Here is a 26,213-nt window from a genome sequence, read left to right on the forward strand (position 1 = left end):
CTACTCACACTAGCAATAAAGCTTGGTGTATCCTGATTTAGCAGTGTTTCTACTCTAATAAACTTGAGGCACGAGGTGCAGAAACTGCATCCAGTTTCTGCTGCAATGACTTCCACTCCACCAGTTGGGGCGCTGGCTTGCTCCGAGGCGTAACGGGCACGAGCGGCACAACCACGGCCACGGCTGGCACCTCGGGCAATGGCAGCGGCTGAATAAGGGTCGGGCCACTGGCTTCGTGTGTGGCCACAATGCCAGGGCCAGCCACGAAGCCAGTGGGCAAGCACGCGGCTGGCACGTAGAGCATGTTTTTGGCCCGTGTGAGGGCTACGTACAGCAGGTTTATTTCTTCCAGAATCCGCGCCAGTGCCCCCGACTCGATGGGCTTTCTAGCGTGTTCGCGCACGTATTGGTCGATTCGTTCCTGAGTGATGAAATCATCGGTCAGCTGCACAGCGTCGTACTCCAGGCCCTTGCAGCGGTGTACGGTCGAGAAGTACACCTGCGCTTCCGCACGGTTCTCGTTCTTTACGTGGCGCAGCTTGAGTTCTTCAATGAGGTCCACCACGTCGTTACCGTAGTCTTCCACAATTTTGACGAGGAGCAGGAGCTGTGCGTCTTCGGTCTGCTTGGCGTAGTCGCGCAGCCCGTCGAGGTCGGCCATCCGGCGGAGCAGCGGGTCTTTTATGGACGCGTGGCGGCCGTTTGATAGGTGCAGCACATCGTCAAGACTTGCACCCGTGTCGGCGTAGGTGTACGACTTAATGTTGCCTTCAAAATAGAGTTTTTGAGCATGGTCGCCGGGCTGCGCAGCATACTCGAATGCCTTGAGCAGTAGCCCAACGTTGGTACGGCCGATAACGGCGCGTGTAGTGGTGGCTACCCCCTGGCCATGGCCGGACACGGGCAAAGGGGCCTCGGCCCCCAGGTGTGCTTTCCAAGCCAGTACCTGCGTGGCTAGTTCGGCCAGTGAAGAGCCAAACCGGAAGCTGGCACTAAGGTGATAGGGTGTGAAATCGGCCTTGCTCAGGGAGTTTACTGCGTGCCGCCAGCCATAAATCTGCTGGTGAGCATCGCCCACGATGACTTTGGTAGCCGCTTGCTTGAAAAACCAGTCCAACATGGCCTCCGACGCATCCTGGCCTTCGTCGAAAAGGATATAGTCGTAGCGCAGGAGCCGGGCGTCAATTTGAAATTTCTTCAGGTAAAAGTCGTGGGTGATGGCAATTTCGGCACTGTGCATTCGGCGCAGAAGCTGTAGGCAGCCGTCCTCAATCAAGTCGTAGTTCTGCGCTACAAACTCCCGCGCCGCTACTTCTACCACAATATCGAGGTAGTTCAGCTGCTTTACCCGCTCCTTATTGCTGTTGCAGAAATAGGCCAAAAACTTGAGAATGTGCGTAGCTAGCACGAACTCGCCCAGTGCCGATGGCCCGGCCGGCCGAGGCAGGCCAAGCAGCCCTACCAAGTCATAGGGTTTGAAATCTTTCTTGCGCACGGTGTAACGGCTGCTGTACACGATGTAGCGGTGCGCCAGCGAGTGAGCCGTTTCAACCTGCACATGCCCCAGGCCCTGCGCCCGGAACTTGCGCACAGCTTCCCAGCGCACTGCACTATTGAATGCCAGGTACAAAATACGCGCTTGTGGCGGCCGTGTGCGGGCGTATTCGACCACCGTAGTAGTTTTGCCAGAGCCGGCGACGGCGTTGATTTTGATATTGCCCGAGGAAGCCACGATGGCCTGCTGCTCCGGGGTAAGGGGCAGGGCTGGCGGTTGCGGAGTACTCATTGGCCCGGTTGATTACTGGCTCGTGTCCATTCCCTGTGCAACGCGACCCAATCCGAGTGGTCGGTAGTGGAAGCGGAAAAGCTGCGCAGGCGCATGAGGCAGGTGCTTTGCCGTCCGAAAGAAAAACCTTTGTAGAGGTAGTGCATCAAATAGAAAAGGAATTGGGCGTTTTAAAGCTACCCAGGTGCCAAAAAGCGGGCCACTTCTGGTGTTTCAGAACGACGTTGCCGTCGCAGAATGCAGTAAGTTCGGGGCAGCTTTCTCATCCCGGTTTTACCGGCTCGACGCCTTTCTGTGACCTACCTTAATTTTGAAGCTCGCTGGCTGCGCTCCGTCGGGGTCGCGCACGCCAACTATGGCCTTTTATATCACCTGTATTGTGCCGGCCCGCGATAAGTGGCGCGAAGCTTTCCCGCCCCCGGCGGCTCCCAGTGTGGGGAGGTGGCCATCCTGCAGGAAGTACGGCAAAGCGCCCATCATCGGTGAACTTCCTACAGGTACCGAACTTGTGTTGGGCGCCCATGTTCGCACCTGGGTATATGTGTGGGGCATTAATGACGACGGTGAACCCGTGCAGGGATGGACAGTGGCGGCACAGCTCTCGGCCACAGCATCTTCTCCAGCTCACCCTGGTAACGTTAGTTCAGTCCCGCCTCGTCAGAATAGGAGTTCGAGTGGTTATCTGTGCTTCATATCTGCGGAAATAGGATTTTATATCTATTCAAGGTGTCGTCAAAAACAGCAAGTCTCTTTACAGTTCGTCGCTTCCAGAAATCTATCGCGGGGTCAGATATATCAAAACCGTCTTCTGATTTGAGCGTTGAATAAACATTCTTAATGGAATATCGGTCCCCATTCGCAAGGAGGAAATCCTGTAGAATGCTACCCGAGCCTGGCCGATTGTTACTATCAAAAGTCTGCTGGAAGAAGTCGCCAGGACTGAATTTCTCCTTGTAAGCACGAGGTTCATCAGTGTCTTTCAAGTTCCAAAGCGGGCGGAGAAGTACGTTGGGACGAAGACTCCCATCGTTCGATGCTCTACCTATGCTGATGATAATGTCTTCATCATAGTTAGCATCATGGAGTTTATCTCCTTTATAGACATGGATTTCATTGTCCTGAAATAATACGATTTCATCTATTTCTGCCATTGTAACGGTGTATTTAGTATGCTCTTGCAATTATAGAGAAGACGTTTTGGAGCAGGTGTTGCAGATAAATTCTTGCTTCCCTCCGCAAAGTAAGTTTGGCCTGGCTTGCTAGTTAGATGATATCTCCTTTGTGCCTCAGATACTCGTATAGGCACACAATGGCCGTGCGGTAGGGCCTGTACCCCCGGAAGGCCAAGCAGTTGGAGCAGTCCCATTGCACATTAGCGTAGGGCTTATCTAAAAGTTGGTGCGCTGCCTTGGGGCAGTCGTCGACGTGGTGCACGAATTCGAGGCCCCCGGCAATGCGCTCGACTATGGGGCGACAGTTTTTGCTGTAGAATTCCTGCTTGCGTTGCTGGGCCAGGGCGCGCTCGGCTGGCGACTTCGTGGCCTGGTTAGCCCGCCACTGCTCGCGTGCTGCTTGGCGCGCCTCTTCGCGCAGTTGCTTGGCATGCAGGCGCTCTATTTTGGCCCGGCACTCCTCAAAATAGCGTTGTCGACGCTGGCTCACTACTCGGCGTAACTCGGGGTTGTTAAGCCACTTCTTGTGCTGTTCGCCGCGAATTATCAGTTCTTCCAAGTCGCTCATGCTGATGTCGCGCCGGATTTTGCTCAAATCTATCTCAATGGCTGGTAAGCCCATTGCCCGGATTTTAGTCTTCTTTTCCTCATCTACGAAGTGGGTGACGGCTACTTCCACCAGCAACCATTTACTGCCGATACGCACCATAATGTCAGGAATAATATCCCCGGTGCGCTTTTCAAGAATCACCTCATCCAGCACGACCAACCGAGCCGGAAAGCTGTAGTAGTTGTCGGTTTCGTAGCTGCTAGAGATAAACTCAGTGCCCATAAAACCGAGGGTGTCAAATAGCTCGTCGGCGTAGGGCCGAGCATCAAATGAAAAGCTCTCCCAAAAGGCCGGGGTGAATGATAAGTGCCCCGCCATGCCCGGAAGGCACAGTTGCTTGTGTTGCGCAATAATGTCCTTGGCTGCTAAGTGAATGGCCGTTTGCAGGCCCGTGGTGCATTCCAGCGCCTGGTAATGCGCAAAGTGGGCCACCTTCACATTGCCAACTGAGTTGCGCGCCACCAGCAGTGCGCCGCAGCCAAGGCAAATACACTTACAGGCTAACCCGGTGGCCACCTGGCTGATGTGCCATAGCTGGCCATCGCGCAGGCCGTAGGGAAGCTTTAGTTGGTTGGCCATTGCTAAAGCCTACTCAGCAGTGTCGTGCAGGGGCAATAACCGCTCTAAAATCTCTCGGATAATTAGCGGTTCTCTTCCAGCAAAGCCTTGGTTGGGATAATGATGCACATTGGCCAGCGGCGTAATCTGGAGATTGATGTCCCCCTTTTTATTCACCCAAGCCCCGTACACATACCGGCTGCCGGCTTTCAGCTGCACATCCGACTCCACGGTGAAAACAGCCGCGTAATCTGCGTGGTGATTGGTCTGCTTGGTTGGATTCTGGGTCAGCCTGAGGTTCAGAAAATTCACCGGTGGCAACGTGATAGTTTCCGTCGGCTCCAGCAGCACATTGTCAAGCTCCGGCAGGTAGTTGAATCCCTCAATGCCACGGTTGTAGTCCCGCTTAGTTACGATTAGCCGCTTCTTTTCCAGTCGATTAAAAACATCCCAGATATTGGTCCGGTCGAAGCGGCTACCTTCTCTAAACAAATGCTGGTAAATGAGCTGCTTGGTTTTGAATTGGACGATGCATTTTAACACTTCCAACTCATCGGCCGGCAGGTTTTGCCAAGGCTTTACTTCAACCGCATTATAACCCAGCGCACTGCCCGGCTGCTCCGTGGCCAAGCGTTGCTCGAACAATTGCCGCTTCTCAAAGGCCCGTTGACAGTCCGGGCAGCGCTGCCGCGTAAAGTCCACCAAATATTCCTGAAAGGCCGTTTTGGTATTGATTACCATGAGCAATTCATCCCCGCAGCCGATACAGTTACCGAAGGAGATTTTGCACGCCACGTAAGCCCGGGCCAGTGCCGTGAGCTGGGGAACCGTCATTGAATGCGCTTGGGCGAGCGGTAGAGCCTTGTGGACAAACTCTCCGTCCTTGATTTCCCAGTAGGCCTGCATCAGGGCCAGTTCCGGCCCCTGCAGGTCTTCTGCAAATGTCAACTCGTATTTCATACTACCAATCTCAGTTGGCAACGATTGTTTGGTAAGGCAAAGCAGGGTTTTTAGCTTACCAACTGGCTTTCGGCTGGGCTGAAATGCTGTAGCCACGCTTGCCACATGGCTGGTTGCCCGAGGTTGCGGTCCAGGTTATCGGTCTCAGACCGCTTCAACTCGGAGGCTATTTTTCCGGCTGACCACTCCGGGAAAAGCTTGTGAATCTCTTGCTTGTCCCGCACGACAATAAAAGCCCAATCGACATCGGTGAAATAGCCCAGGCGCACCTCGAAGCGAAAGCTGGCCAGCACCGCGGCGTTGTCGAGAAAGGGCCATTCGGTTCCCGCAAACGGATTGCGCAAAACGTCGGCATGCCGAGTACTGGTCAGGCGCTGGCGTTCCTGGTTGTACTCGGCGGCCCACTGGGCCACTAGGTCTTCGGCCCGGCGTGGGTCAAAGGGCGAGTAGTGGGTCAGCGCGCACTGCTTGATGGCGGGTTTGAGCTTGGCCAGCATATCGTCGCGCCGGCAATTCGCCGCATACAGCCCGGCCATCCAGCTTATTACCTGGGCTTCGATGTCGTCCCAGGAATTGGCTTTCAGCCACGCGTGCAAGGGTGCAGGCAGCTCCAACAGGAAAGGCACCCAATTAGGAGACATATTAAACCCCGCTAAGCTGGACGTGAACTGGCTCGCCCGCACCGCCGCGTGCAATTCCTGCAATTGCTTCAACCGTTGCGCCGAGCTGATAAATAAGCTGAATGTAAGGGGCTGGGTGCGGATTTGCTCAACCCGCGCCACGCGTTGCAGAATCTCCGACCTACTCAGCTTGGCAAGTTTGGGAATCAGACAATTTACGACAATACCAGAGGTTTCCATGGCCGGAGTTAAGGTGGTGGACAAGAGCCGGGCGCTCGCAGCCCCGGCATGAAGTTAACGCTTCTAAATGCTTTTCATGGGACCAGTAGGGTCCCAATTAGCCGACTACAGTTAGCTACATTGAGCGGCCTGATTAGACGACCTTATCCGGTAATTAAGCGTTTGCCGCTAATTCTGCGAATAACCGGGCGGCGTTCTTCATATAAGGGCGGCCAATCAACCGCACCTGCTGAGTTTCGGGGAGCGTGTAGCTAATTTGGTGTTCTTGGAATCGCCCATTAACCAATTCCCGAAACATAGAAATTGTGTAGGTTGGGAAGGCTCCGTCGTACATGTACACCGTGGGGGCATTAATGACAAAGATGCCTTTTACCGCATAGCCAGCCAAGTCGATTGGGCGTTTCTCCGTGCGAGTAAAATGCGCGGCTAGGGCATCTACATGCTCGGTAGCCCAGCGTAGCTTGTTGGCCAGTTGCGTTTCGTAATCTCGGACGAAATTTGAGTAGTCGCGTCGCCATCCCGCCGCATCGAACTTCGAGCGGTTGTGCTTGCACTCACACACGTATAGCACTCGCTGCACGTGGTCGATATAGAACAGGTCAATCTCGCCCAAGTCTTTGACGACAATGGAAATGGTCTGCTTGCCGTTGTGGATGAATTTGACATTAGACTCATACACAAAACCCTGCTCTTTCAGTATGTCGGCTAGGGGCTTTTCAAGTGTTTTGTCGTGCTCGTTTTCCACCTCGCTGATGAAGCGGGCTATTGGCCGGTAGGCTTTCCACTCGGGTGGGCAAACGCCGAAGGGCAGGGCATTGGTAGTCATCGTCACCAAGCTTTCCTGCCACTTGTTGAGGCCAACAAGCCAATATTCGACGCCATCCACCTGCAAGCTGATAATCGGACGGTAGGTATAGCGATTGATGTCTTGGTTGCGGATGATGCAGTCCTCAAACGACATCTTGTTGGCACGGGAGACCGTCAGCCCGGCGAAGAAGGTGGTCAGGTGCTCCTTACGGTAGCCTTTTTGCAGCAGCTCATTGAAAAGCCACTCAGGATTAACTAAAACTGGTTCTTTGGGTAGCGTGAGGACCCAACCCGTCACGTTGTCATAATCAATCCCCAGCTTCTCGCTGAATACCTGCTTTAGCTCCTGAATGGTGTTGTGCAGAACGACATCGTGCTGATGCTGATAATAGTCCCGGTCAACGTAGTTCAGTACTGTAGCAAACGGCTCGTAAATCACGAAATCAATTCCTTGCTCAACAAACCTAATTCCGATGGCCTCCGGGAATAACTGTGCCCGAGAGATGAACCCGGCAATGCCGTTGGCCCAGTGGCCCAAGTACAGTAGGTGGTCGAGGGTATGCAGGTAGGCCGAGGCGTTAGTCGTAATATCCTGACTGAAGTTGACGCTGTTTTGCAGTTCGTTAGCGCATCCTTGTTCCAGAATCAGCTTCAACACCCGCCGCACAACAGCGAAGTCGGAGCTGTTTACGGGCAAGGTTATACCTTTTAGTTGCTGAAGCCATAGCTCGGTAGTGTTTTCGTGGAAGCGGTGAACCGCCAGGTAAAATGAAGCCTTAGTTTCAGCGGCTATCAATGCCATGAATTTCTCCTCCAAGTAGCGAAAGCAGGACCGCAGAATTTCAACCACTGCCACCGGGTCACGGATTTCGTTGCCGGCGTGCAGCGGTCGTGCGGTGGCCGTCATTTCCGGCCAATATTGGCTGGCTAGGTCGAAATTGAGCATTGGGATTCTATATCCCAGAACTGAATCGAGTGGCATAGCTTATGGAATGTAGTAATGCAGTATGCCGGCGCCGGAAAATGGCTGGTTTTACGCGATTGGGTCGGGTGGTTTAATCACTTAAGGTGCTCGCGCAGGTTGTTGTCGAAATAATGAGTGGGCTTTTTGCGCTCATAACTTCCGGCCTGGCCATACACAATTTCCTCGTATGGCATGCCGTCTTTCAGGTATTCAACATACAGGGACGGGTACCCATAATATTGGTCCACCTCCATGTCTAAGCTCACAATGTAATCGTAGGGGATTCTAAGAAATTGGTTGCAACGCACCACGGTATAGTCCGGATTATCGCGCCGTGTGTCGCCATTCCAATTGAGAATGTCCCATTTGCCCTGCTTATTGAAAATGGCTTCCCCACCACCATTTATGGAATAGAGCTCCAGGCCGTTTTCGTAAAAGTCCCAGAAGGCACCTTTAAACCAAGGGCTCATCTGACCTGCTGGTGGGGGACTGGTATTAGGAAATGTCCGGTCTTCGACATTGCGCACCATGATGTTGCCGTACTTAAACTTTGTTCGCGGCTCATACACGCCAGCTTCCCAGTGTCGTTGGTCTTCGGGCTGCAATAGCTCCTTCTTCATCCGGTTCCGAAGCGCCAGATTCCGTTTGAGCTTGGCCGCGCTGCTTTGTTTGGGCGCAGCCTTGGTGCCGGTCTGGTTCTCGTAGCTGAGAATTTTAGCTATTTCCTCAATCTTGGGAGTGGGCAGCGAACTGATTTGATTTAGCAAGCCGTGGAAGTCGATGATGTGTCGGTCGTTGTTAAACTCAATCTGCTGCTTGGTATCAAACACTGGGTAGTGCTTTTGCTTCTTGCCTAGAATCAGGACAAAAAGCTGGTCAAAATCCTTGGCAAGGCCTTTGGCAATAAAGCTTTCGACCGTGTTCTGAATTTTCTTGGTTGCTTTGGTGGAGGTTATCTGAAAGGCCACTCTGTTGAAGCTGTCCCCCAAGTCAATGGCAGGGAAGTTTTTCTGCATGATGTTGATGTTGTGCAGATTATAATTGTAGATGGTATTTAACAGCAAGCAAATCGTGTATTCGGAGAAGATGTTGGCGTCATATAAGTTAAGCGAATTCAGATTGGAAATTTGGGTTTCCCAACGGGCGAGCTCGTTTGCAATTTTCTTGATTTCTATCTCGCGTTTGGTCATTCGAAAGGCCGTATTGATTAAAACTGAGTTTTACACTGTTCTGACTATTTGAGAAAATTAGGCAAAAACAAGGTAAGAGTATGGCTTCTAGTTGACTTGCAGCAAGACCTGCAGTCGCGTAGTAAAAGCTGGGGAGCAGCACCGAGCTTTCTTTTCCTTCGGGGCAGCAATGCTCTTGCTGGGCTCAGTGCGGTGCTCGGGAGATAGTATCGCTGCGGCTAAGCGTACTTCTCCTTTTCCGAAACGCATGTTAAACACATCAAGACTGGCCGGCCAGCGGCTATTTGCTCCACTTATTGCTACTTAGCAGTCTTGAAAATTACTTTTTCGCCGCTTCTCCATCCATTTATTCCGTCCCCACGCAACATCTCTGATGCTCCTTTTATTAGCCGAGGGTACTCGTTCGTCTGAAACGCATCGTAAGCTGGATTTTCTGTATATTGTGCATACAACTCTTCAGCCTCGCTCTGCAGGTAAAAATGCTTAATCCATTTTTGCTTATGCTCTGCTGTTTCAAGGCATACGAAATAGTGCTCAATTACCTGAACTAGCACCGGTGTCAGTCCATACGTAGCTAAGTTTTGCTGCAAGGCCACCCAATCGGTACTGTACCAACCATGCCAATTGCCTTCTGCACCGATTTCCTCGGCATGCTTCTGCAGGACGCCTTGTGCCTTCATTTCCTTAGTAGCGCGGGCGTGACTGTCGTAGGGGTCAGTAAGGGCGTAATAGGTTAGGCCAGACTGCGAGCAGGAATAGGGAATAAACATGGTTTGGTAGTCCGGGTTACCAGCAGGAATGGTGTACTTCTTCACATGAAGCCCATCGGTATTTTCTCCCCAGCGCAGGCACAGTGGGGCGCACTCGGGATGCGTGAACGCATCATTGCCGGGTACCGCAAGCCAGGCTTCCAGTTCCGCTCGTTTCGACTTACTGCTTAACCCGTACCGAACCAATGCCAGTTCGTTAAAAACGGGGTGCCAATAGTCCTGATAAGCTGTGTACTCTACCTTATAGGGCTCTTTGTCAGAGGGCAACCTAAAGATTGGCTGCGGGGGGCCAATGCCCCGGCTTCGCCTGGTCACTACAAAGCCTTCGTGGGAGAATACTTGCAGCTCGTAGAAAATGGTAGTCGAAGAAATAATCTGCGCAATGACTGGCGCGGGGGATGGCTGGGCTTTCTTTGGCATATGCCTGGCAGTTAGGACAGAGCTACGAGAGGACCGCGCGCAATGCGTGCGAAACCCTACGCTATCAAATCGAAAATTAATTCCTGACTACGGCCGTGTTGATTTGTTTGCTTTAGGGCTTGGTATTGGGCTGCAATATTCTCCAAATGGTCGCGGCTTTGGCAGGCGACATAGCGCGTGGCGGCATGAAAAACCGCCAAGTCTTTTTGCCGGAAAAAATCGATGCTTTTGATGTCCTTCCCAGAATTTGACTTGTAGATAAACGTCTCGTTCGAGCTTAGCGGAAAGATGAAGTTTTCGAGCTTTGTATAGTCAGCGTTAGGTTTCTCAATTATGGGGCAGTCACTGATGAGAGCCGGTGGTAGCTGGCTCGACTGGGCGTAGATGAAACTGTTGTTGTGCATGGCCAATTTGGTTTCATCATCCTGCATTAGGGGCAACATGCCAAGCGTTACCCGCTGTATTTGCTTAAAAATTTCGGTCGTTCTCAGATATTCGACTGCTCCTTGCAGATGCTGTCGATTCTCGTCGAGGACGGTTATCCGCATTTGCAATTCAGGTATCTTGGTTTCTTTCAAGGCATTGAACTCCTCGTCGCGCGCAGGTACGCGCCATTTCAAGTTGGCAGCCAGCAGAATAATGCTAACTATGTTTTCAGGCGTGAAGCTGCGCGTAGTCAGCACACTGGTTAAATCAGCGGCAAACAGATTGTCCAGCATACCATATAGCTGCTCCAAGTGGTCCAGCTCCTTGCCATGCGAGCGAGTAGTATTGCGGTCATACTCAAAGAAGACGGATTTTGGGCTCTGCTGGGTTTTCGCGATTCGCTCTGTAAGCTTGTCGTAGACGTGTACCTGCCCGTTCTCGTTAGTGAAGTTTTTAATGAGAAATTCGGGAATATAATGGTGCCGATGGGATTGTTGAGGCATTGAATAGTTCGTGTTTTGGGCAGTTGGTCAGCAGCGCTATCTGATTAAGGATGCCGTTTTCATGGCTAGAGCCCCAGGGACCGGCCCGCATTATACTTGATAATGTCATCGAGCCGGGTGTAGCGGCTAATCATGGCGTCCGTCTTCTGCTTGGTCTGGTTCTTAATAAAGTCGTTGCTCTGGCCCGCCAGCTTGGATGTGGTGATAAACGATACCCGGAGGGAGTGAGCTGAGTATTTCGCACCTAGGTGCTCTTTCACCAGCAGATTGACGCGCCGGTCGGCCAGACGCTTTTCCGTGGGCTTGCCCGGCTCGCCCGGCCGGCTTCGTTTGAGCGAAACAAACAGCGGGCCCTCGGTGCGGCCCCCGAGCTGTGCAATCCAGGCATTGTAGGCCCCAATCGGGCAATACGCCGGATTCTCGCCGTAGAAGATGATTTTCTGCTCGACGTCCCCCGCTTGGTTGGCTTTGCTTTTGGGCAGGGTGATGACCAAGACTTCATCGGTCGCGTCATGCACCATTTCCAGGTGCTCCAGATTAATATCGACTAGCTCCGAGCGCCGGAATGCGCCCGCGAACCCGAGCAGCAGCAGCGCCCGCGCCCGCAGCCCATCCGGCCGCGAGAGGTCCAGCCGGTCAATAGTGCGTTTGAGGTGGGGCACCGAGAAGGCCGGGGCCTGTTTCTGCTTTTTGCCGATTTCCCGCGCCACGCCCTTCCGTAGCACGTCCAGCGCTGGCGCGTTGATAGCCGAGGGCAGCCCAAGCAACTGGTGGTTTTTCTCGATAGCGGCCAGGTGCCGGTTGATGGTGGCCAGCTTGCGGCCTAGGTCGGCTAGGTGCGCCACGTAACTGGCCAGCGTTTCCAGGGCGGCGGGCCAGGGCGCGAGTTCATTTTCCTTACAATAGACCTCATAGGAACGTAAGTCTGCCGAATACGCTAAGCGCGTATTGTCGGCTCCTTCGAGGCCGCGTAGCAGATACCGCTCGACGTTAGGCGCTACGCGACTCGCTAAATCGGCGGCCAAGGCCAGCGTTGGCCGGTCGGTGGCTACTACGGGTAGGGTCACATTTTTAGTAGGCTGCTTCATCAAAGTTGTCGGCTAATAGTAGCTTTGACATGAGCGTCAGGATTGGATACTGGATGAGTCGTGAATCCATTCCTTATATAATAAGGTAACAGTCGACTGACTTCGTCGGTCGATACAATCTCTCCCCAGATGGTTCGGATGCCTGATTGCTGACCAAGCAGTAAACAAGATTGCAGCATCCAACTGCCTAGGCCCTGACTTCGATAGGCACTGTTCACGACGAAGTCTTCTATTTTCATCCTTCTTTCTGGATTAGGAGGCTCAGCATAGCGCTGCTCACCAACCAAGAAAAGGTGGCCCACGCGGTCGATGCTACGAGCGAAGTCGAACAGCTCCAAACTCCAGCTAATGCCAGCGGGCTGATAGTAGATGAGTAACAAGCCTAGTCCACTATCCGGAAGTGCATGGAATTGGCCAGCGTAAGGAATCATCCCCCAAGCTTCCCGGCCCAGCAGTAAGCGCAACCGCTCGGTAGCCTGCGCTTGTAGGCGGGGCGACAGCTGCTGCCAACCTACTAGCTTAGGAAGCTGACCGGATAACTGGTCGAGAAGGAAGTACATCTAGAAGCAAACGGCACAAGTGAGTTAGCCACCGGTGATTTTGCAATTGCAAAATCACCGGTGTGGGTACCGTAAAGATAAGAAGAGTTTAGGGTCGATAAGTAAGTCTTATGGTTCCTAAACTCTGAAAAGGGGAGAAGACGAACGTAGTCGGAGCCGTCAGAAAATACGAGTACTGTGCATCCCAAAATGTGCGCAGTATTTCTGCCAACCACATTCCCATCCAGCTCGCTCACTTTTATTGTATGACCGAAAACTACCCGCTGCTTTTTCCACTCCTTATTATAAGTATCCCCGCGCTGGCCCATCGGCCCAAGCTGGCGGCAGTGATGTTGCCCCCGGCTGATACCGCGTATTCCGACTCAGACTGGGAGCGCACGGAAACCCGTGGCTTACATCATTCGGCATTGCCGGGAAAGAATTGCTCAAGCGCCTTACGAAACATGCGCTGCTGCGCAATTACTAGCTGGTACCGCAACACGTCCCGTTGCAGCATCGGTTCGTCCACATCGAACCGCGGGTCTTTAGCGGGCTTGGTTTCGTAAGTGTAAACCTTGAGCAGGGCATCGAGCAGGATAAACAGCCTGACGCAGTTGGGCTGCGTCGCGAAAGCTTCGTTGCTGAGCAAATGAGCGGCCAGGTGCCGACTGAAATTTGCGTAGGCCGAACCAGTCTCCGAATTCAGGTACAAGTGCTTGGTTAAAATGGCCTGACTGGCTTTCACGTACACGTCGTGAAAGAGCACGTTGCCAGGATTTGGCTGGCGCAGGTAGGAGTTGCCCACAAACTTGCGGATGGCCTCAAATTCTGGCTTGGGTTCGGGGCCAGTGCCGTCAAACCCATTCCAGCGCAGAATTAGTCCCTCCACCACGGGGACCAGCGTGAGAAAGGCACTGGTATAATTCTCTTGGTAGTAAGCGATGATAGCTGCCTCCACCAGCGTGGAAAATGACTGAAATGCGGGGCAATACTCAAACCCTTGCTTCAGGATGGCACACATCCTGGGAGATGTGATGATGCTGTCTAGGTAAGTCAGAATAGTGGCCTCGGAAGCCGGTAGCTCTGCGGCGAGCAGCCCGATTCTTCTGAACTCGGCCGTCGTCATGGTGGGCGGAGCCAATAGGGCATAGCCGGCCAACTGCTCGTTCAACGCCAGCAGGTCCATTATCTCCGCGTTAGACGTGGTGGAAACGTGGGGCCGCTGGGCATCCTGGTCACGCTCTTTTCGGGCCGCTACTTTAGCTTTCTCATAAACCAGCGCGCTTACTTTGCTCCACATGGTGCTGTCGTTGATGGCCAGGTCGGCTTTAACATCTGCCACGGACTTACTGGTCTGCAACTGGGTAAATACCTCGGTTGCCAAGTGGGCGGCGGTTATTTTAGCCATCGTGCTTCGTTGGTGCTTATGGCTGGCAAGGTAGAGTCTCCACCTATGCCCCAGTCCAGTAGTACTAAGCAGAGCTAGGCTAGCCGGCCGGCACTGCCCAGTAGGCTTTGGCAAAATCAACGATGCGCTGCTTACGGGCAAGAATATGGGGCTCCTCCCACTGGTTATCCTTTTGTAAAACTTTTCCAATTTCGCGGTCAGCGAGATAAGTTGATTCGATAAAAAGAGGGATGCAGTCCTGCGGCATGGTATTGCCTTTGCTGGCATTGGGGCCAAGCATTAGCAGGGCTAGGTTGCCAAGGTTATGCAGGCGCGTTTTTGCAAATTCCTTCGTGTATTCGACTGCATCAGGGTTCTGCGGGGTGATGTGGTCAAGTGTTCCTTCCCAGCGCTTTACTTGCCACACATTGAGGAAATCAGCCCCGGACACTGGTACGCTATTAGGAGATTTACGCCGTAACTCGTTTTCATACTGCCAAAGCAAATAGCGCGTAACCCGGTCGTAATGATGGTCACCATCGAGGCGGTCGTGAAAGTTTTGAGTAAACGTCCACCACCACCGAAACCCATTTTGAGCCTGCTCCCGCAAGGTGTCACGCAATGCCACTGCATCGCCAGTATAGTGTTTGGCAAGGCTGTGGAAATCGTGGCTACGGTAGTCACCCGTCGAGAACTCCATCTTGAAGCTCACGATTTCCATGAGGCGGTATAAGCTTTCGCATAACGCCTGGTCGTGGCCGTGGTGCCGCTGAATTTTCAGAATAAGCGGCCAGTTGTCTTCGCTACGCAAAAAAAGCAGCCCGGTAATGTGGCTGTGCCCGGCTGCCCGCCGGGTTACTTCTACTACCGTTTTGAAGGACTGCCGCAAACTATCGCAGTACGATGTAATCCAGGCAGCTTTCGCGTCTTCGGCAGCGGCACGAAGACCCGTTTTTACGTTTTCAAAAGCATCCTCCCAGGTAGGGCCGAAGGCGACGTTGTGGTAACGGAGAACGGTGTCTTCGCCCAAGTCAATTTCTTCAGTCAGCGCGTAGATGTCAGAAAAAAACCGCTCGACGTGGGCAATAGTGTAGGTAGCCTGATTGGTGGAATCATCCAGATAAGCCCGGTGCATCAAATAAGCTTTGAGCTTTTCCAACGTGGTGAGTTTGGCCCCCCGGTCGTTTTGAAACGCGAAAATCTGGGTAGCCCGCACCTTGTCGGATTCCTCAAAGGCCGAAACACTGGCCGTGGCCAGCAGCTTCGCCCAGCGCAGTAGGGTAGCGGTGTCCGTTTCCGCCGCAAATGCCTGTTTGAATACTTGCTGAGCGTGAAACAAGCGCTTTTGCGATTGACGGGCGGGGTCAGGTTGCGGGTTAGGCAACCGCTGAATGAAGGCGCGGTTAAAAAACTCATCATCGGCCACGACTGTCCGAAGCCGGCGCATTCCGAGGCGCACGAGGTAGCGCTCTTCCCAACGCCAGGGCTGGACCGGGCTACCGTCTGAATCAACCAGCACTTCGCCGTTTCGCTCCCGTAGCTGCAACTCCTCAATCAGACAGCTAAAGAATACGGCTACGGTGGTAATGCGCTGCTGCCCGTCGATAACGTAGTAGTGCCGTTTGTTCAAGTCGGGGCGCTCCAACAGAAAGTGACCCAGGTAATAGTCCTTTTTGAGGGGCTGCTCGCGCAAATCAATCAGCAACTGGTCAAGTTGCTTGTCGCCCCAGGCATAAGCCCGCTGGTATTGTGGCATTTCATAGGTCGCATCATCACTCGCAAACAGGTCCTCGAATTTGGTTAGGTTGAGCATGAGCTACGTGGGGCAGTGGATAAGATAGGCGAAGGAGCGAAAGTAGGCGGTTTGGTGTTCTTTCCTCCAGGCTACCTGAAAACAGGCTTGCCTAACTTTCCTTACCTCCAAACACCTTATGCCATCTTTACCCAAAAACCCTGGTGGAACCCCCGCCGAGCAGTATCTCACCCAACTTGGCGAACGGTCTTTTCTAACACTGTGGAGCTACGCCAGTCCTTTTCGTGACCAGAGTGCCAGTGCCAAAGCCAGCGAAGGCAAAGAGCTGTGCGATATGCTGGTTGTGTTCGACGAGCACGTCATTATCTTTTCCAGCAAGCACTGCGAGTACCCCACCACTGACGACGCGGTACTCAATTGGACCCGGTGGTATAAGCGAGCCGTAGCCGCCGGGGCTGACCAGCTTTACGGGGCCGAGCGGTGGCTGAAGCAACACCCTGACCGGGTGTTTCTGGATAAAGAATGCCAGCATCCCTTTCCAGTGCCGCTGCCCGCGGCCATGAAAGTGCACCGCATCGTGGTAGCGCATGGCGCTTCGGAACCCTGTCAGGCAGAGTACGGCGGTACCGGCAGCCTGATGCTCAATAATCAGATTACGGGCGCGGCTCACTACGACACCAGGTGGTTTAAACCCGAGCCGTTCACCTTGGGTTTAGTGGACCCCACCAAGGAATACGTGCACGTTTTTGACGATGCGTCGCTGGCTGCCGTGATGCGCATGCTGGATACCGTTTCTGATTTTGTGGCTTACTTGGAGAAAAAGGAGGCCTTGTTATCGAAGCGAGGTCTTAAAGTGTGGGCCGCCGGCGAAGACGACTTGCTGGCTTACTACCTGCGCAATACCGACCACGACGAGAACAGCCCCACGTTTGGGCGGCACATTTTCCCGGTTTCGCCCGGGTACGAAGGGCTGCACATCGAAGAGGGCTTTTGGGAGGGCTTCGTGCATAGCGACCAGTTCCGGGCCCGGCTTGAGGCTGACCGGGTCAGCTATGGTTGGGATGGCCTTATTGAGTACATCTACGAAAACACCGCCGAGGACAAAGCGCACCCACTCAGTGCTACCTCTTCATTTGCCGACCGGGAGGCCGGCCTGCGCATTATGGCGCGGGAACCCCGGCTGAGCCGCCGGATGCTGGCCCGAGCTTTTCGGGATATGATTGTGCAATCAGAGCCTGACCAGTACCGCGTGCGGCATACCGGTGCGTTGGAGGACAGCGGGGTGCAGTATATTTTCCTGCTGCTACCCCGGCGGGCAGAACAGAGCAAGGCAGCATACCGGGCCGAGCGATTCGAGATGCTGCAAGCTTACGGGTTGGCAGTGAAATTTCGAAATTTTGGTAAGACGAAGAAGTTTGTAGGCATTGCCACGGAAGCCGGCGGATTTGATGCGTTGGAAAGCTACGACCTCATGTATCTGGAGGGCGAAGAGTGGGGAGAGCAGGAGGAAGCGCTGGCTGAGCAGGCCAATCTGCTGTTCTTTCGCAACGCCGTGGCCTCAACTGCGCACGAGGATGAATACCCGGAAACAGACAATATAGAGTTGTAAGATATGGCGGCGTTTGACCAGGCCAATCCGTCAAATTATGCAATTCTGCGGCGGTATTTAGTGCCTACTTTGCTCTTCGATATCCGTTCCTTTGCAGCGTGATTATGGGCTGTTGCCAACTGGCTGGACTACTCAAACACCACTCATTGCACCGCTTATATGGAATTGGTGTTTTGAAACAACTACTTTCGATACGGCCTCTTCTCAACTGGCCCTGATTCTTTTCTAAATGGCCGGTGATATCGACATTGACAGGTTACTTCAGCACATTCGTGCTCTTGCTAAAGCTCAGGGAATGAAGCCAGCACAAGTGGCAGATTTTAACCGCCTGTATCAGCTTTACGGAGAATTGGACGATGTTGAAATAGTGAGTCGTAATGACAGAACTGGGGTTTTTCGAGATGAGCAAGTGGGCCCTCAAGCGATGTCTTCATTCATAGCCAACTACCTGCGTCGCCAAGCGGTTGCACAGGAGAAGTATCAACAGAATCGGCGCTACTACTTATTGCTGATGAGCTTCTACAATGCCTTTGTGCTGCCCTTAGAGGAGGATATTGCCATCGTTCAATCGACCCAGGCCTTGGACATCACTTCGATGAAGTCAATTTATGCTGACCGGGAGAGTACAGTAAGACTCAAATCGTTTAATGTAGACAAAGCAGCCCAAGCCCTATTTGCTGCACGCACTGCTTTCGCTGGTATCGGCCGCTTACTATTTCCTGCTACATTCGACCCCAATGACTTCACGGCCCAAAGTACCCAAGGCTAAAACTGTGACGCCTCCAATGACGTGGGACGAGCTACGCATCTTGGTAGAGGTACGTCGGGCATTTCGGGCCCTAGCACCCAGCTCCACCCTAATACCTGTTACTGGTAAGGGAAACCGTGAGGTGGTCTAGAGATGAAGGACGGAAGAAGGACGTATATTTCTTCTGTTATGGCAGCAAAACCCAGCGGGGCGTCGCCCGACAAACGGCGTAAATACGACGAGGCCTTCAAGGCCGAGGCCCTGCGCCTAGCATCCGAGAGCCGCAGCACCCAAGCCGCCGCCCGGCAGTTGGGCATCAGCCCCAAGTTGCTTTACCGCTGGCAGCAGGCGCAAGTCGTGGCCGAAGTGGGCAGTGCGGAAGTGGCCCGCGACCCGGAGGTGCGCGCCCTGCGCGCCGCTAACAAGCGGCTGGCGCAGGAACTGGATATTTTAAAAAAAGCCTTGGTCATCTTCGGCCAGCCGACCCCGTGAGCACCTACCAGTACATCGCTCAGCAGGCCCGCCAAGCACCGGTGCGTCAGCTCTGCCAGGTGCTGCGCGTGGCCCCGGCCGCGTATTATGCCTGGCGGCACCGTCGGCAACAGCCTGCTGTCGAACCGGCCTGGCAAGTGGCCGTGCGCGAAGCGTTTGCCCACCACAGCCAGCGCTATGGTACGCGCCGGCTGCGGGCCGAAATGCAGGCCCAGGGCCACGCCGTAGGCCGCTGGCGCATCCGTCGCGTGCTCAAGGCCCACGGCCTGCGCGCCCAGCAGCCGCGCTCGTTTGTACCGCGCACCACCGACTCGGACCCGGCCGTGCGCGCCGCCCCGAACCGCTTGCTGGGCCAATCGGCCCCTACGGCCCCGAATCGGGTGTGGGTGGGCGACATCACGTACCTGCCCCGCCAGGGCGGCGGCTGGCTCTACCTTGCTGTCTGGCTCGACCGCTGCTCGCGCAAGGTCGTCGGCTGGGACGTGCGCGAGACGATGCCCGAAGACCTGGTCAGCGAGGCTTTGCGCCGCGCCCTGGTCGTGCGCCGCCCGCCGGCTGGCCTCATCGTGCACTCCGACCAGGGCAGTCAGTACACGGCCACCCGCTTCAAAGACCTGGTCGCCAAACACGGCGCCCAGCAAAGCATGAGCCGGCGCGGCAACTGCTACGACAACGCCCATGTGGAATCGTTTTGGAGCCGCTTCAAGGCCGAACTGCTCGACGGCGGCAGCTTCCCTGGCCTGGCCGAAGCCAAACTCGAAATCAGCCACCATGTGGCTTACTACAACGCTGAACGCCGCCACTCTGCCCTCGGCTACCAATCGCCCAACCACTTCGAAACCCACTTTCAAACCACGTCCCACTTGTGTCCAGCTTAGCTAGACCACCTCACCGTTACGAGCTATACACTTATCTCTGCGTTGCGGAAAACATTAAAGCTGTCACCCCGCGCTTCGTAATAAAAAATCCTGGGGGAGGTTCCGATTTTCGTTTCAAATGTCGACCAACAGCAGTAAGCGATGACTATAGCTTCTGCGCTTTTCATATAAATGGCCACGATTATGAGTTGCGGAATGGGATTGAGTATGACGGGCACCAGATGAGGCACGAAGTTGATGTTGCTATCAGTACGCCCCTTACGCACGGCGCTTACGCCCTGCCTGGTCAGTTACGATTTGCCGTTGAGTGCAAATACTTTGCAGACTTGAATGGACTTAAGGGACAACTGCGTGGGCTGGTTGGGGGTGTACTCGACTTGTCCCCCTATGACGCTGTTCGCAAGGACTGCCTGCTTATTGGCGGCGGGTTCCAAAGCCATTTTGCTTGTCAGCACCACTATCACCGACGCTTAGATTTTTTGGATTATCTGACTAGCTACAACGTCGCTCCTCTCTTTGATTTCCGCCCTGCTGGCAAGGATATGCGTGCCGCACGACAATGGATTCGCGATTTCTGCCATATTCTGTGGTAAAGCTGGTCAAAACAGAATGGACATCACCCCGAAATTTGGTCCCAAGGAAACAACTCAGGAGCAGCGCCAGGTACTGGCGGACCGAGCGGCCGCGTTAAATGCGACTCAGGGTCGCGCAAGCTGAGTCCTTTCGCCGAGCAACTGAGCCCGCGCTACATCAATGGTGAGCTGAGCTTGGCCGAAGTAAACACGCAGCTGGAAGCCTATCATCTAATAGACCAGAGCAATTAAGTCGGTTGTCTTGTTGTTGATGGGGAAAGGCGCGCATTTTCCCGCTTGTTCTGGCTCGGCAACCACGTGCCATTAACCGCTCAGGACCGCCTTTGTCGCCGATTTTACGTATCTTGTATTAATGGAAAAGACCCCGTATTTCTCCGAAAACGAACGCACCGAGCAGCAGCGCCGCGACGTGGTCAAGTTTGCGGTGGGCGTGTCGCTGAGCCAGAGCCAGCCACCCTCGGCGCAGCTGGTCGAGTTGCAGAACCGCTACATAGCCGGGCAGATTGACTTAGAGCAGCTGGCTGCCGTGCTCGACGCTGAATACGGCCCCGCGCCTGGCCCGGACCCGCACGTCAAATACGCGCCGGGCGAAGGCCCGCTCGTGGAGCCCGCTCAATCTTACGAACCCTATCTGCAATTCGAAGAGCGCATCGTGAGCTTGGCTTAGTCCGCCCGCGCTGCCGCACCTTGTATTCTTCGCAGAGCCCGGCCGGTTGCCGGGCTTTTTGCTAGGCTTGCCCTGGTACTTCCCACCCTATGGCCGACCTTTTTGCCAACCCCGCCGATGGGTTGCTCTACAATAACGTGCGCGCCACCAGCGAGGTGCAGCTCGACCGCCTCGAAGCCGACCTGTCCATCAAGCGCCTGATGCTGGTGCGGGCGCAGGTGGGGCTGGCTGCCCCCCGGCCATCCAGTGAGCCCATCGTGGGCCCGGCGTACCCCATTCCCCTTACTCCACTGCGGTTTGACGAACAGTACCTGCGTGCGATGCACCGGTACCTGTTTCAGGACGTGTACCCGTGGGCTGGTGAAACCCGCCAGGACCGGGCGTTCCAGGGCTACAAGCCCGCCCCTAATGTGCAGGCCGACCACTTGATGACTTATGCTAACCACCGCCGCATTAGTCCGGATGTAGAGGCACTGGCGGTGCAGCTGGCTGCTGAAAACAACCTAAAAGGCTTGACCAAGCCGCAGTTTGTGGAGCGGGCGGCCTACTATCTCGACCACTTCAACCACGTCCACCCATTTCGGGAAGGCAATGGCCGTACTATGCAGGCCGTGCTGATGCAGCTGGGCCACCAGGCTGGCTACCGCATAAGCTTTGAGAAAGTTTACAAGGATTTCAATCTAGCGCGGGATACGGGCGTGGTGGGCGTTTCCGCCAATCAGCAAGAGAACCAGACCCGCCTGCGCTACCTGCTCGACACGGCCACTACGCCATTGCCTGGTGCCGCCGGCTTGTTGGCCCGTTTGCCCAACCAGGCGCAGCCCTTGGCGGCATCCACACTGGAGGTTGCCCGTATCGAGGCCCTGCGCGAGCTAAAAGCCAGTAGCCAGCGGGTGGGGATTCGCCACGCAGAGGAAACCGGAGCATCATTGAAGGCGCCCAACGGTGCGGTACTTACTTCGCCGGTGATGAACTACGTGCAGGCTGCCATCATGGCCCGGCCGGAGGCACTAACTGAGCAGGCCACCCTGGATGAACTGAAGAGTGCCTACATCGTTATTGCCCGCTCGGCCAAACCTCAGTTCACCGACAAAGCCGTGCTACAGCGCTTCACCCAGGCCACGCAGCAGGCCGTGAAGCTGCATCAGCAGCGGGTGGCTGTGCGGCAAGAGGTACTGCTGACAGAACCAAAAGGGGTGATTTTACCGCCGGTTACGGCAACTTCCACGAAGCAAAAAGCCCCCGGGCCGAAGCGTCGAGGGCCGAAATTGTGACAGCCTAACATGAAAACACAGTCCTGAGCACTAACGAAGAGCCCAGTTATACCCTCGGCGGTAAGACCAAAGCACGAGGCTGGGCGCAATGTCTTCGGTAAAGCGATAGCGTCCGTAGGCAAACAGGGCGAACGCTGCCCCGAGGCCCCAGCCCCATACCGGGCTGGCCGTAGGAAACGAACTGGTGATAAACAGCCGAACCAGCCATCCGGGCAGCAGGCAAGTAACCGCCACGCACACCGAGAATGGCAGTAGCCACAACAAGCCCTCGCGGCGATGTTGGGCAACTACTAGGCCTTTCAGCCAGTAGAGGCCGGCATAAAACAAGTACGCCATGACCCCGATTCCCAGCAAGCGGACGGCCCCGAGCACTGGCCCGAGAAAATCCAGGGGTGCCATTACAACGAAGCCCAGCATTAGGAAGGGAGCTGCCAGCAGCACTTCAACCGTCAGACGTGACCCGGCTACCACTACCCAGCCAACCAGCTGCCCAAGCCCTTGCCCAAACTGCCGCGAGGATTGGTAGGAGTACTGCTCATTGCGGCCTTCGTCGAGTCCTCGTTGGTAGTCTGACATGGCAGGAAAATGTAAGGTTCGTATTGTACCTGATACAACGGCTTACGGTTTCTATTTTTGATTAATTAAACCCCCGCTGTAGACGCAATTCATGCAAAAAGAAATTCCTGCAATCCTTTATAAGTATCGGGATTGGAGTGACTCGAACCATCGTAAGCTGTTGACCGACCGCGAGCTATGGTTCTCATCGCCCAAAGGCTTCAACGACCCTTTTGATACGAAGCTTCGGGTGAGCTACGACAGCCTCTCTGACCAGGAAATGCGGCTTATGCTTTACAAAAAGCTTCGTTTGCATGCGCCTGCGATGAGCGACGAAGCGGTTCGACAGCAGGTTGAGAAAAGGTTGGTTGAGTTGCGCAATCCGGCTTTTCTCAAACAACTGCACGACGTTAATTACGAGCAGGCCGCGGCTTTTTTCGGTTTCGTGTCGTTGGCCGAAGAAGCGACTACTATTTTGCTTTGGTCGCATTATGCCCGGTCACACGCTGGATTCGTGATAGGTTTCAATACCCAGAAGCTGCATAAGGATGTGGGCGGAGAATTTACCCGTGTTGCCTATCAGCCCGCTTACCCACCTATACTGCCCGGCTTAGGAGGCGAGGATGATATGCGGGAGCTAATGGAAGTATTGAACACAAAAGCAGCGCCGTGGGAGTACGAAAAAGAAGTCCGTATCACCAAACCGCAGGCCTCTAATAAGGCGATGAAATTTCGCCCTGAATCAGTCGCCCAAATCATTATTGGCTGCAATACTTCTGCTGCCCACAAGCAGGAGATAGTGGAGGCGGCTCAGGGCTTTCCGCAGGCGTCGCTTTGGCAGGCAGTTATTAGTGAAAGCGCCTTTGCAGTAAATCTGCATCCCGTCTGATGGGGTGATTACTTGAATGTTCGGGCCTTGAGCAGGTCGGCGTTGGTGAGCTTGAGCTTGATGTTGCGCCCGCCGCCCTTCTCATACACCTCGATGATGAGTTGCTTTTGCTCGGGGATGGTGAATTTCTTGAAGATGTAGACCTGCTGGAGCTGGCCTTTGGCGTCAATCTTTTTCAGCCCGCCGTTGAAGACGTAGATAGGTGTGATTTCCAGGGCCTGCTCGGCCGTGCGCTTGGCCACCTGCTTGTCCTGAATGTAGAATTTGACGAAGTCCACATCGTAGGTTACGTTCGACTTGTTGGCGATGTGCAGCGGGAAAAACAGGGTTTCCTGCTTGTATCCCACGTTGCCGGCGCGCACGCTGAGCTGATTAGCACTCTCGCTGGCCGAGGTGCCACCCGCCGCCAGCGCCTGCCGGGAGTACGCATCCAGGTTGCCCTGCGGGATAGGTGAGTTCGAGAGGATGGCTTCGCCCTGTGTCGACGAGGCCGACCCGGCTGCGCCCAGGTCGAGGCTGAGCACCTTGGGGTCGTGCTGGTAGTTCACCACGAAGGAATACAGTTTGCCATCCGAGGTGAGCACGGTCATGTTCGACTCGGGGAATCCGGCCGAAGCAGCTTTGACACGCACGATATTCTCGGCGCCCGTGGCCTTAGCCGCCAGCAAGCCCGAGCTGCCCAGGTCGACATAGGTGACTGGGAAGGGAAACACCAGGTGGGTGGTCTTCTGGTCGCTGATGTAGAGTGGATAGGTCGGCAGCTTATTGGCTTCCGAGTATTGCAGCATCCGGGCGGCCGAAGTTTGGGCCTGTAACGGCGCAGCTGCTAAGCCAAGCAAAATGGCACTGGTGGCAAATAGAGCGGTTTTCATGGGGGGAGTCGTTAGTCTTTGTCTACTTTGAGCATCACGTTGTAGCCGGCCTTCAGGCGGACTTTAACCAGGCGGATTTTCTTCTGGCCAATGCCCTTCACAGCACTCACGGCCACGCCCGCCGCAGCGGTCGCGGGGTTGGCGCTCATGGTCATCATGTCAGCCGCGCCCAGGCTCTCCGAGCCGGCCTGCTTGGCTGCGTCCCGGGTGATAGCCCCGGGAATGTGCAGGCCTTCCAGCCCGTCCACGTCGTACACTTCCAGCGCCGCCGGAAACACGCTGTTGCCCGATTTCAGGGTTTCAATGGCAATGCTCAGCCGCTCGCCGGCCAGGCTGCACTTGCCGTAAATGAAGGTGTTGGCTGGCAGGGAGTGGCCGTTTATGACGGCCGACTCGGTGAGGCGCATTTTGACCAGCGAGCCACTCACTACTTCCTGCGATTCATGGATGACGGCTGGCAGCGTGTTGCCATCGCCGCCCGTACCGGTTTCGGCATCAAAGCCCTGAAATGAGGCCGTGCGCTTGCGGCCTGGCCCATTAGAGCCCAGGCGTGATACCACGGCATCATCGTCCACGGCGCGCAGCCGTGTACTGGGCTTCTTCTTTTTAGGAACCGTGGCTAACGCCCGAGGTGCTGCCCCTCCCCCACCGGCACTGTTCGACTGGGCCAGCATGGCGGCCATTTGCAGCTGCGCTTTTTGCTCGGCTAGGTCGCGTTCATGCTCCGTGCGCATCAGCTCCATTTGCTCCTGCGGGGTGAGGGCTCCAGGCTGGGCATCCGGTGCAGCGGTGGTATTGCTACCGCCATTGAGCTGGGCCTGCTGCGCGGCAATCAGCTGCTGCTGTGCGGCGGCCACTGATTTGTCAACCGAACCATTGGGTCCGGCCTGGCCATTAGCTCCAATGCCGTAGGCTAAGCCCGAGCCTTTCGCCGTGTCCAGCTTGGCATCGACCAGGCCCCGGTTTCGCATGGAATCTACCGGGCTAGCGTAGGCTTCCAGCTTGCTGGTGGTGATGGTAGCCTTTTCTGCTTTGGGTAGGTTGGTGTTAAAGCCGGATTCCGTGTTTTGAGCCGCAGCCGGCGTGCCCTGGCCGCCTCCGCCCAGATAGAACATCACGGCCATAAAAGGCACACCCACCACCGGCAGGAAGGTAGCCATCTTGCGGGTGCGAAGAAATTGCGCGTCGTGCGGTTTGGTTTCCATAGGAGCGGATTAGCGGGGCTGGGTGTTCAGGTCTTCATTCTTCAGCACCCGCCAGTTCTCCATCAGAAAGCCGTGGGGATTATTCTCCGAGCGGGTCACATCGCGCAGCGAGCATTCCGAGAGGAAGTTGCGGTTGGTCACTGAGGTGGCCCGGATGACGCGCTGGTGGCCGTAGCACCGCGCCACCAGCGGCCGCGAGTTGGCGATAACCACACTGTCGACCGTCATTTCCAGGCTGATGTTGGCGGCAATCAGGTCGTTGTAAAAGCCCTTCTCTTTGAAGTTCTCATACTGCCGCTTGGCCGAGTTGTCGGCCAGGTACAGCGCCTTGTTCACGTTGCTGTCAATGGCCTTCTGGTCAGGGTCGAGGGTGAAGAACAGCTCGTGAAAGCGCGTGACGTGGCTACGGGCTTCCACTGGCCGGTTGGCCCGCGCATCCTGTGCTCCGGCCGTGAGTAGCTGCCCTCCCTCCAGCACGTAGATGCGGTTAGCGGCCGCGTTGGTGGATTGAAATGCGAAGTAGGCAATGGTGCCGGCCAGCACCAGCACCGCTACAATGAAGAGCAACGCCAGCGTTTTGACCTGCTGGAAAGCCGAGTCGATGGTTTTAAGTGACGCGAACATAGCGGGATGGAAAG

25 protein-coding genes are annotated in these 26,213 nt (G+C 55.0%); 8 read left to right on the top strand and 17 right to left on the bottom strand.

Features of this window, described 5'->3' with window-relative positions; genetic code table 11:
- Window positions 1-49: 49 nt before the first annotated feature.
- From VF629_RS00930 to VF629_RS00990, 13 genes are all read right to left on the bottom strand, one after another.
- A complete protein-coding gene (locus VF629_RS00930; protein WP_331056559.1) occupies window positions 50-1,786 on the bottom strand; it encodes a UvrD-helicase domain-containing protein in 1,737 nt (578 codons plus the stop codon).
- Window positions 1,787-2,475: 689 nt separating this feature from the next.
- Window positions 2,476-2,937 carry a hypothetical protein gene (locus tag VF629_RS00935; protein WP_331056560.1) on the bottom strand — a complete coding sequence of 154 codons (462 nt, stop codon included), beginning with the start codon at window positions 2,935-2,937 and terminating at the stop codon, window positions 2,476-2,478.
- A gap of 112 nt (window positions 2,938-3,049) precedes the next feature.
- Complete coding sequence (locus VF629_RS00940) at window positions 3,050-4,147, bottom strand: hypothetical protein (protein ID WP_331056561.1); 1,098 nt, start codon at window positions 4,145-4,147, stop codon at window positions 3,050-3,052.
- Window positions 4,148-4,156: 9 nt separating this feature from the next.
- The gene (locus VF629_RS00945) at window positions 4,157-5,086 is read right to left on the bottom strand and encodes a hypothetical protein (RefSeq protein WP_331056562.1); all 930 of its coding nucleotides are present in this window, start codon (window positions 5,084-5,086) and stop codon (window positions 4,157-4,159) included.
- Between the two features lie 50 nt (window positions 5,087-5,136).
- Window positions 5,137-5,946 carry a hypothetical protein gene (locus VF629_RS00950; protein ID WP_331056563.1) on the bottom strand — a complete coding sequence of 270 codons (810 nt, stop codon included), beginning with the start codon at window positions 5,944-5,946 and terminating at the stop codon, window positions 5,137-5,139.
- Window positions 5,947-6,100: 154 nt separating this feature from the next.
- Window positions 6,101-7,699, bottom strand: coding sequence for a hypothetical protein (locus tag VF629_RS00955; RefSeq protein ID WP_331056564.1), 1,599 nt, complete (start codon window positions 7,697-7,699; stop codon window positions 6,101-6,103).
- Window positions 7,700-7,812: 113 nt separating this feature from the next.
- Entirely contained in the window at window positions 7,813-8,907 is a 1,095-nt protein-coding gene (locus VF629_RS00960) for an SMEK domain-containing protein (RefSeq protein ID WP_331056565.1), read from the bottom strand.
- Between the two features lie 299 nt (window positions 8,908-9,206).
- Window positions 9,207-10,097: a hypothetical protein gene (locus VF629_RS00965; protein ID WP_331056566.1), complete on the bottom strand. Its 891-nt coding sequence runs from the start codon at window positions 10,095-10,097 to the stop codon at window positions 9,207-9,209.
- Window positions 10,098-10,153: 56 nt separating this feature from the next.
- A complete protein-coding gene (locus VF629_RS00970; protein WP_331056567.1) occupies window positions 10,154-11,026 on the bottom strand; it encodes a DUF4238 domain-containing protein in 873 nt (290 codons plus the stop codon).
- A 65-nt stretch (window positions 11,027-11,091) separates the two neighbouring features.
- Window positions 11,092-12,114, bottom strand: a complete 1,023-nt coding sequence (locus VF629_RS00975; RefSeq protein ID WP_331056568.1) for a site-specific integrase — start codon at window positions 12,112-12,114, stop codon at window positions 11,092-11,094.
- Window positions 12,114-12,674, bottom strand: a complete 561-nt coding sequence (locus tag VF629_RS00980) for a GNAT family N-acetyltransferase (protein WP_331056569.1) — start codon at window positions 12,672-12,674, stop codon at window positions 12,114-12,116. Before VF629_RS00980 ends, VF629_RS00975 begins: the two co-directional genes overlap by 1 nt.
- A gap of 397 nt (window positions 12,675-13,071) precedes the next feature.
- Window positions 13,072-14,061, bottom strand: coding sequence for a hypothetical protein (locus VF629_RS00985; protein WP_331056570.1), 990 nt, complete (start codon window positions 14,059-14,061; stop codon window positions 13,072-13,074).
- A 79-nt stretch (window positions 14,062-14,140) separates the two neighbouring features.
- Window positions 14,141-15,853: a DUF262 domain-containing protein gene (locus VF629_RS00990; RefSeq protein ID WP_331056571.1), complete on the bottom strand. Its 1,713-nt coding sequence runs from the start codon at window positions 15,851-15,853 to the stop codon at window positions 14,141-14,143.
- Window positions 15,854-15,971: 118 nt separating this feature from the next.
- On the opposite strand from VF629_RS00990, the gene VF629_RS00995 reads away from it, so the two are divergent.
- The 7 genes from VF629_RS00995 (at window position 15,972) to VF629_RS01025 (ending at window position 22,054) form a co-directional block, all read left to right on the top strand.
- Window positions 15,972-17,402, top strand: a complete 1,431-nt coding sequence (locus VF629_RS00995; RefSeq protein ID WP_331056572.1) for a hypothetical protein — start codon at window positions 15,972-15,974, stop codon at window positions 17,400-17,402.
- A 229-nt stretch (window positions 17,403-17,631) separates the two neighbouring features.
- Window positions 17,632-18,171 carry a hypothetical protein gene (locus VF629_RS01000; RefSeq protein ID WP_331056573.1) on the top strand — a complete coding sequence of 180 codons (540 nt, stop codon included), beginning with the start codon at window positions 17,632-17,634 and terminating at the stop codon, window positions 18,169-18,171.
- Window positions 18,172-18,339: 168 nt separating this feature from the next.
- A complete protein-coding gene (locus tag VF629_RS01005) occupies window positions 18,340-18,642 on the top strand; it encodes a transposase (RefSeq protein ID WP_331056574.1) in 303 nt (100 codons plus the stop codon).
- Window positions 18,639-19,520, top strand: a complete 882-nt coding sequence (locus VF629_RS01010; RefSeq protein ID WP_331056575.1) for an IS3 family transposase — start codon at window positions 18,639-18,641, stop codon at window positions 19,518-19,520. Before VF629_RS01005 ends, VF629_RS01010 begins: the two co-directional genes overlap by 4 nt.
- Complete coding sequence (locus VF629_RS01015) at window positions 19,508-20,113, top strand: hypothetical protein (protein WP_331056576.1); 606 nt, start codon at window positions 19,508-19,510, stop codon at window positions 20,111-20,113. Before VF629_RS01010 ends, VF629_RS01015 begins: the two co-directional genes overlap by 13 nt.
- A gap of 352 nt (window positions 20,114-20,465) precedes the next feature.
- Window positions 20,466-20,780, top strand: a complete 315-nt coding sequence (locus tag VF629_RS01020; protein WP_331056577.1) for an antitoxin VbhA family protein — start codon at window positions 20,466-20,468, stop codon at window positions 20,778-20,780.
- An 89-nt stretch (window positions 20,781-20,869) separates the two neighbouring features.
- Complete coding sequence (locus VF629_RS01025) at window positions 20,870-22,054, top strand: Fic/DOC family protein (protein ID WP_331056578.1); 1,185 nt, start codon at window positions 20,870-20,872, stop codon at window positions 22,052-22,054.
- Window positions 22,055-22,084: 30 nt separating this feature from the next.
- On the opposite strand, the gene VF629_RS01030 is transcribed toward VF629_RS01025, so the two are convergent.
- On the bottom strand, window positions 22,085-22,630 hold the full coding sequence (locus VF629_RS01030) for a hypothetical protein (protein ID WP_331056579.1): 546 nt from the start codon (window positions 22,628-22,630) through the stop codon (window positions 22,085-22,087).
- 91 nt (window positions 22,631-22,721) lie between these two features.
- Between VF629_RS01030 and VF629_RS01035 the strand changes: the two genes are divergently transcribed.
- Window positions 22,722-23,498, top strand: coding sequence for a DUF2971 domain-containing protein (locus VF629_RS01035; RefSeq protein WP_331056580.1), 777 nt, complete (start codon window positions 22,722-22,724; stop codon window positions 23,496-23,498).
- Window positions 23,499-23,506: 8 nt separating this feature from the next.
- Here the strand turns inward: VF629_RS01035 and traN are convergent, their stop codons facing one another.
- The 3 genes from traN to traK are packed head-to-tail and all read right to left on the bottom strand — an operon-like array spanning window position 23,507 to window position 26,199.
- Complete coding sequence (traN, locus tag VF629_RS01040) at window positions 23,507-24,370, bottom strand: conjugative transposon protein TraN (protein WP_331056581.1); 864 nt, start codon at window positions 24,368-24,370, stop codon at window positions 23,507-23,509.
- A gap of 11 nt (window positions 24,371-24,381) precedes the next feature.
- Window positions 24,382-25,575: a conjugative transposon protein TraM gene (traM, locus tag VF629_RS01045; RefSeq protein WP_331056582.1), complete on the bottom strand. Its 1,194-nt coding sequence runs from the start codon at window positions 25,573-25,575 to the stop codon at window positions 24,382-24,384.
- Window positions 25,576-25,584: 9 nt separating this feature from the next.
- On the bottom strand, window positions 25,585-26,199 hold the full coding sequence (gene traK, locus VF629_RS01050) for a conjugative transposon protein TraK (RefSeq protein ID WP_331056583.1): 615 nt from the start codon (window positions 26,197-26,199) through the stop codon (window positions 25,585-25,587).
- Between the last annotated feature and the right edge of the window lie 14 nt (window positions 26,200-26,213).

Source organism: Hymenobacter sp., from assembly GCF_036388155.1.
GTDB lineage: Bacteria > Bacteroidota > Bacteroidia > Cytophagales > Hymenobacteraceae > Hymenobacter.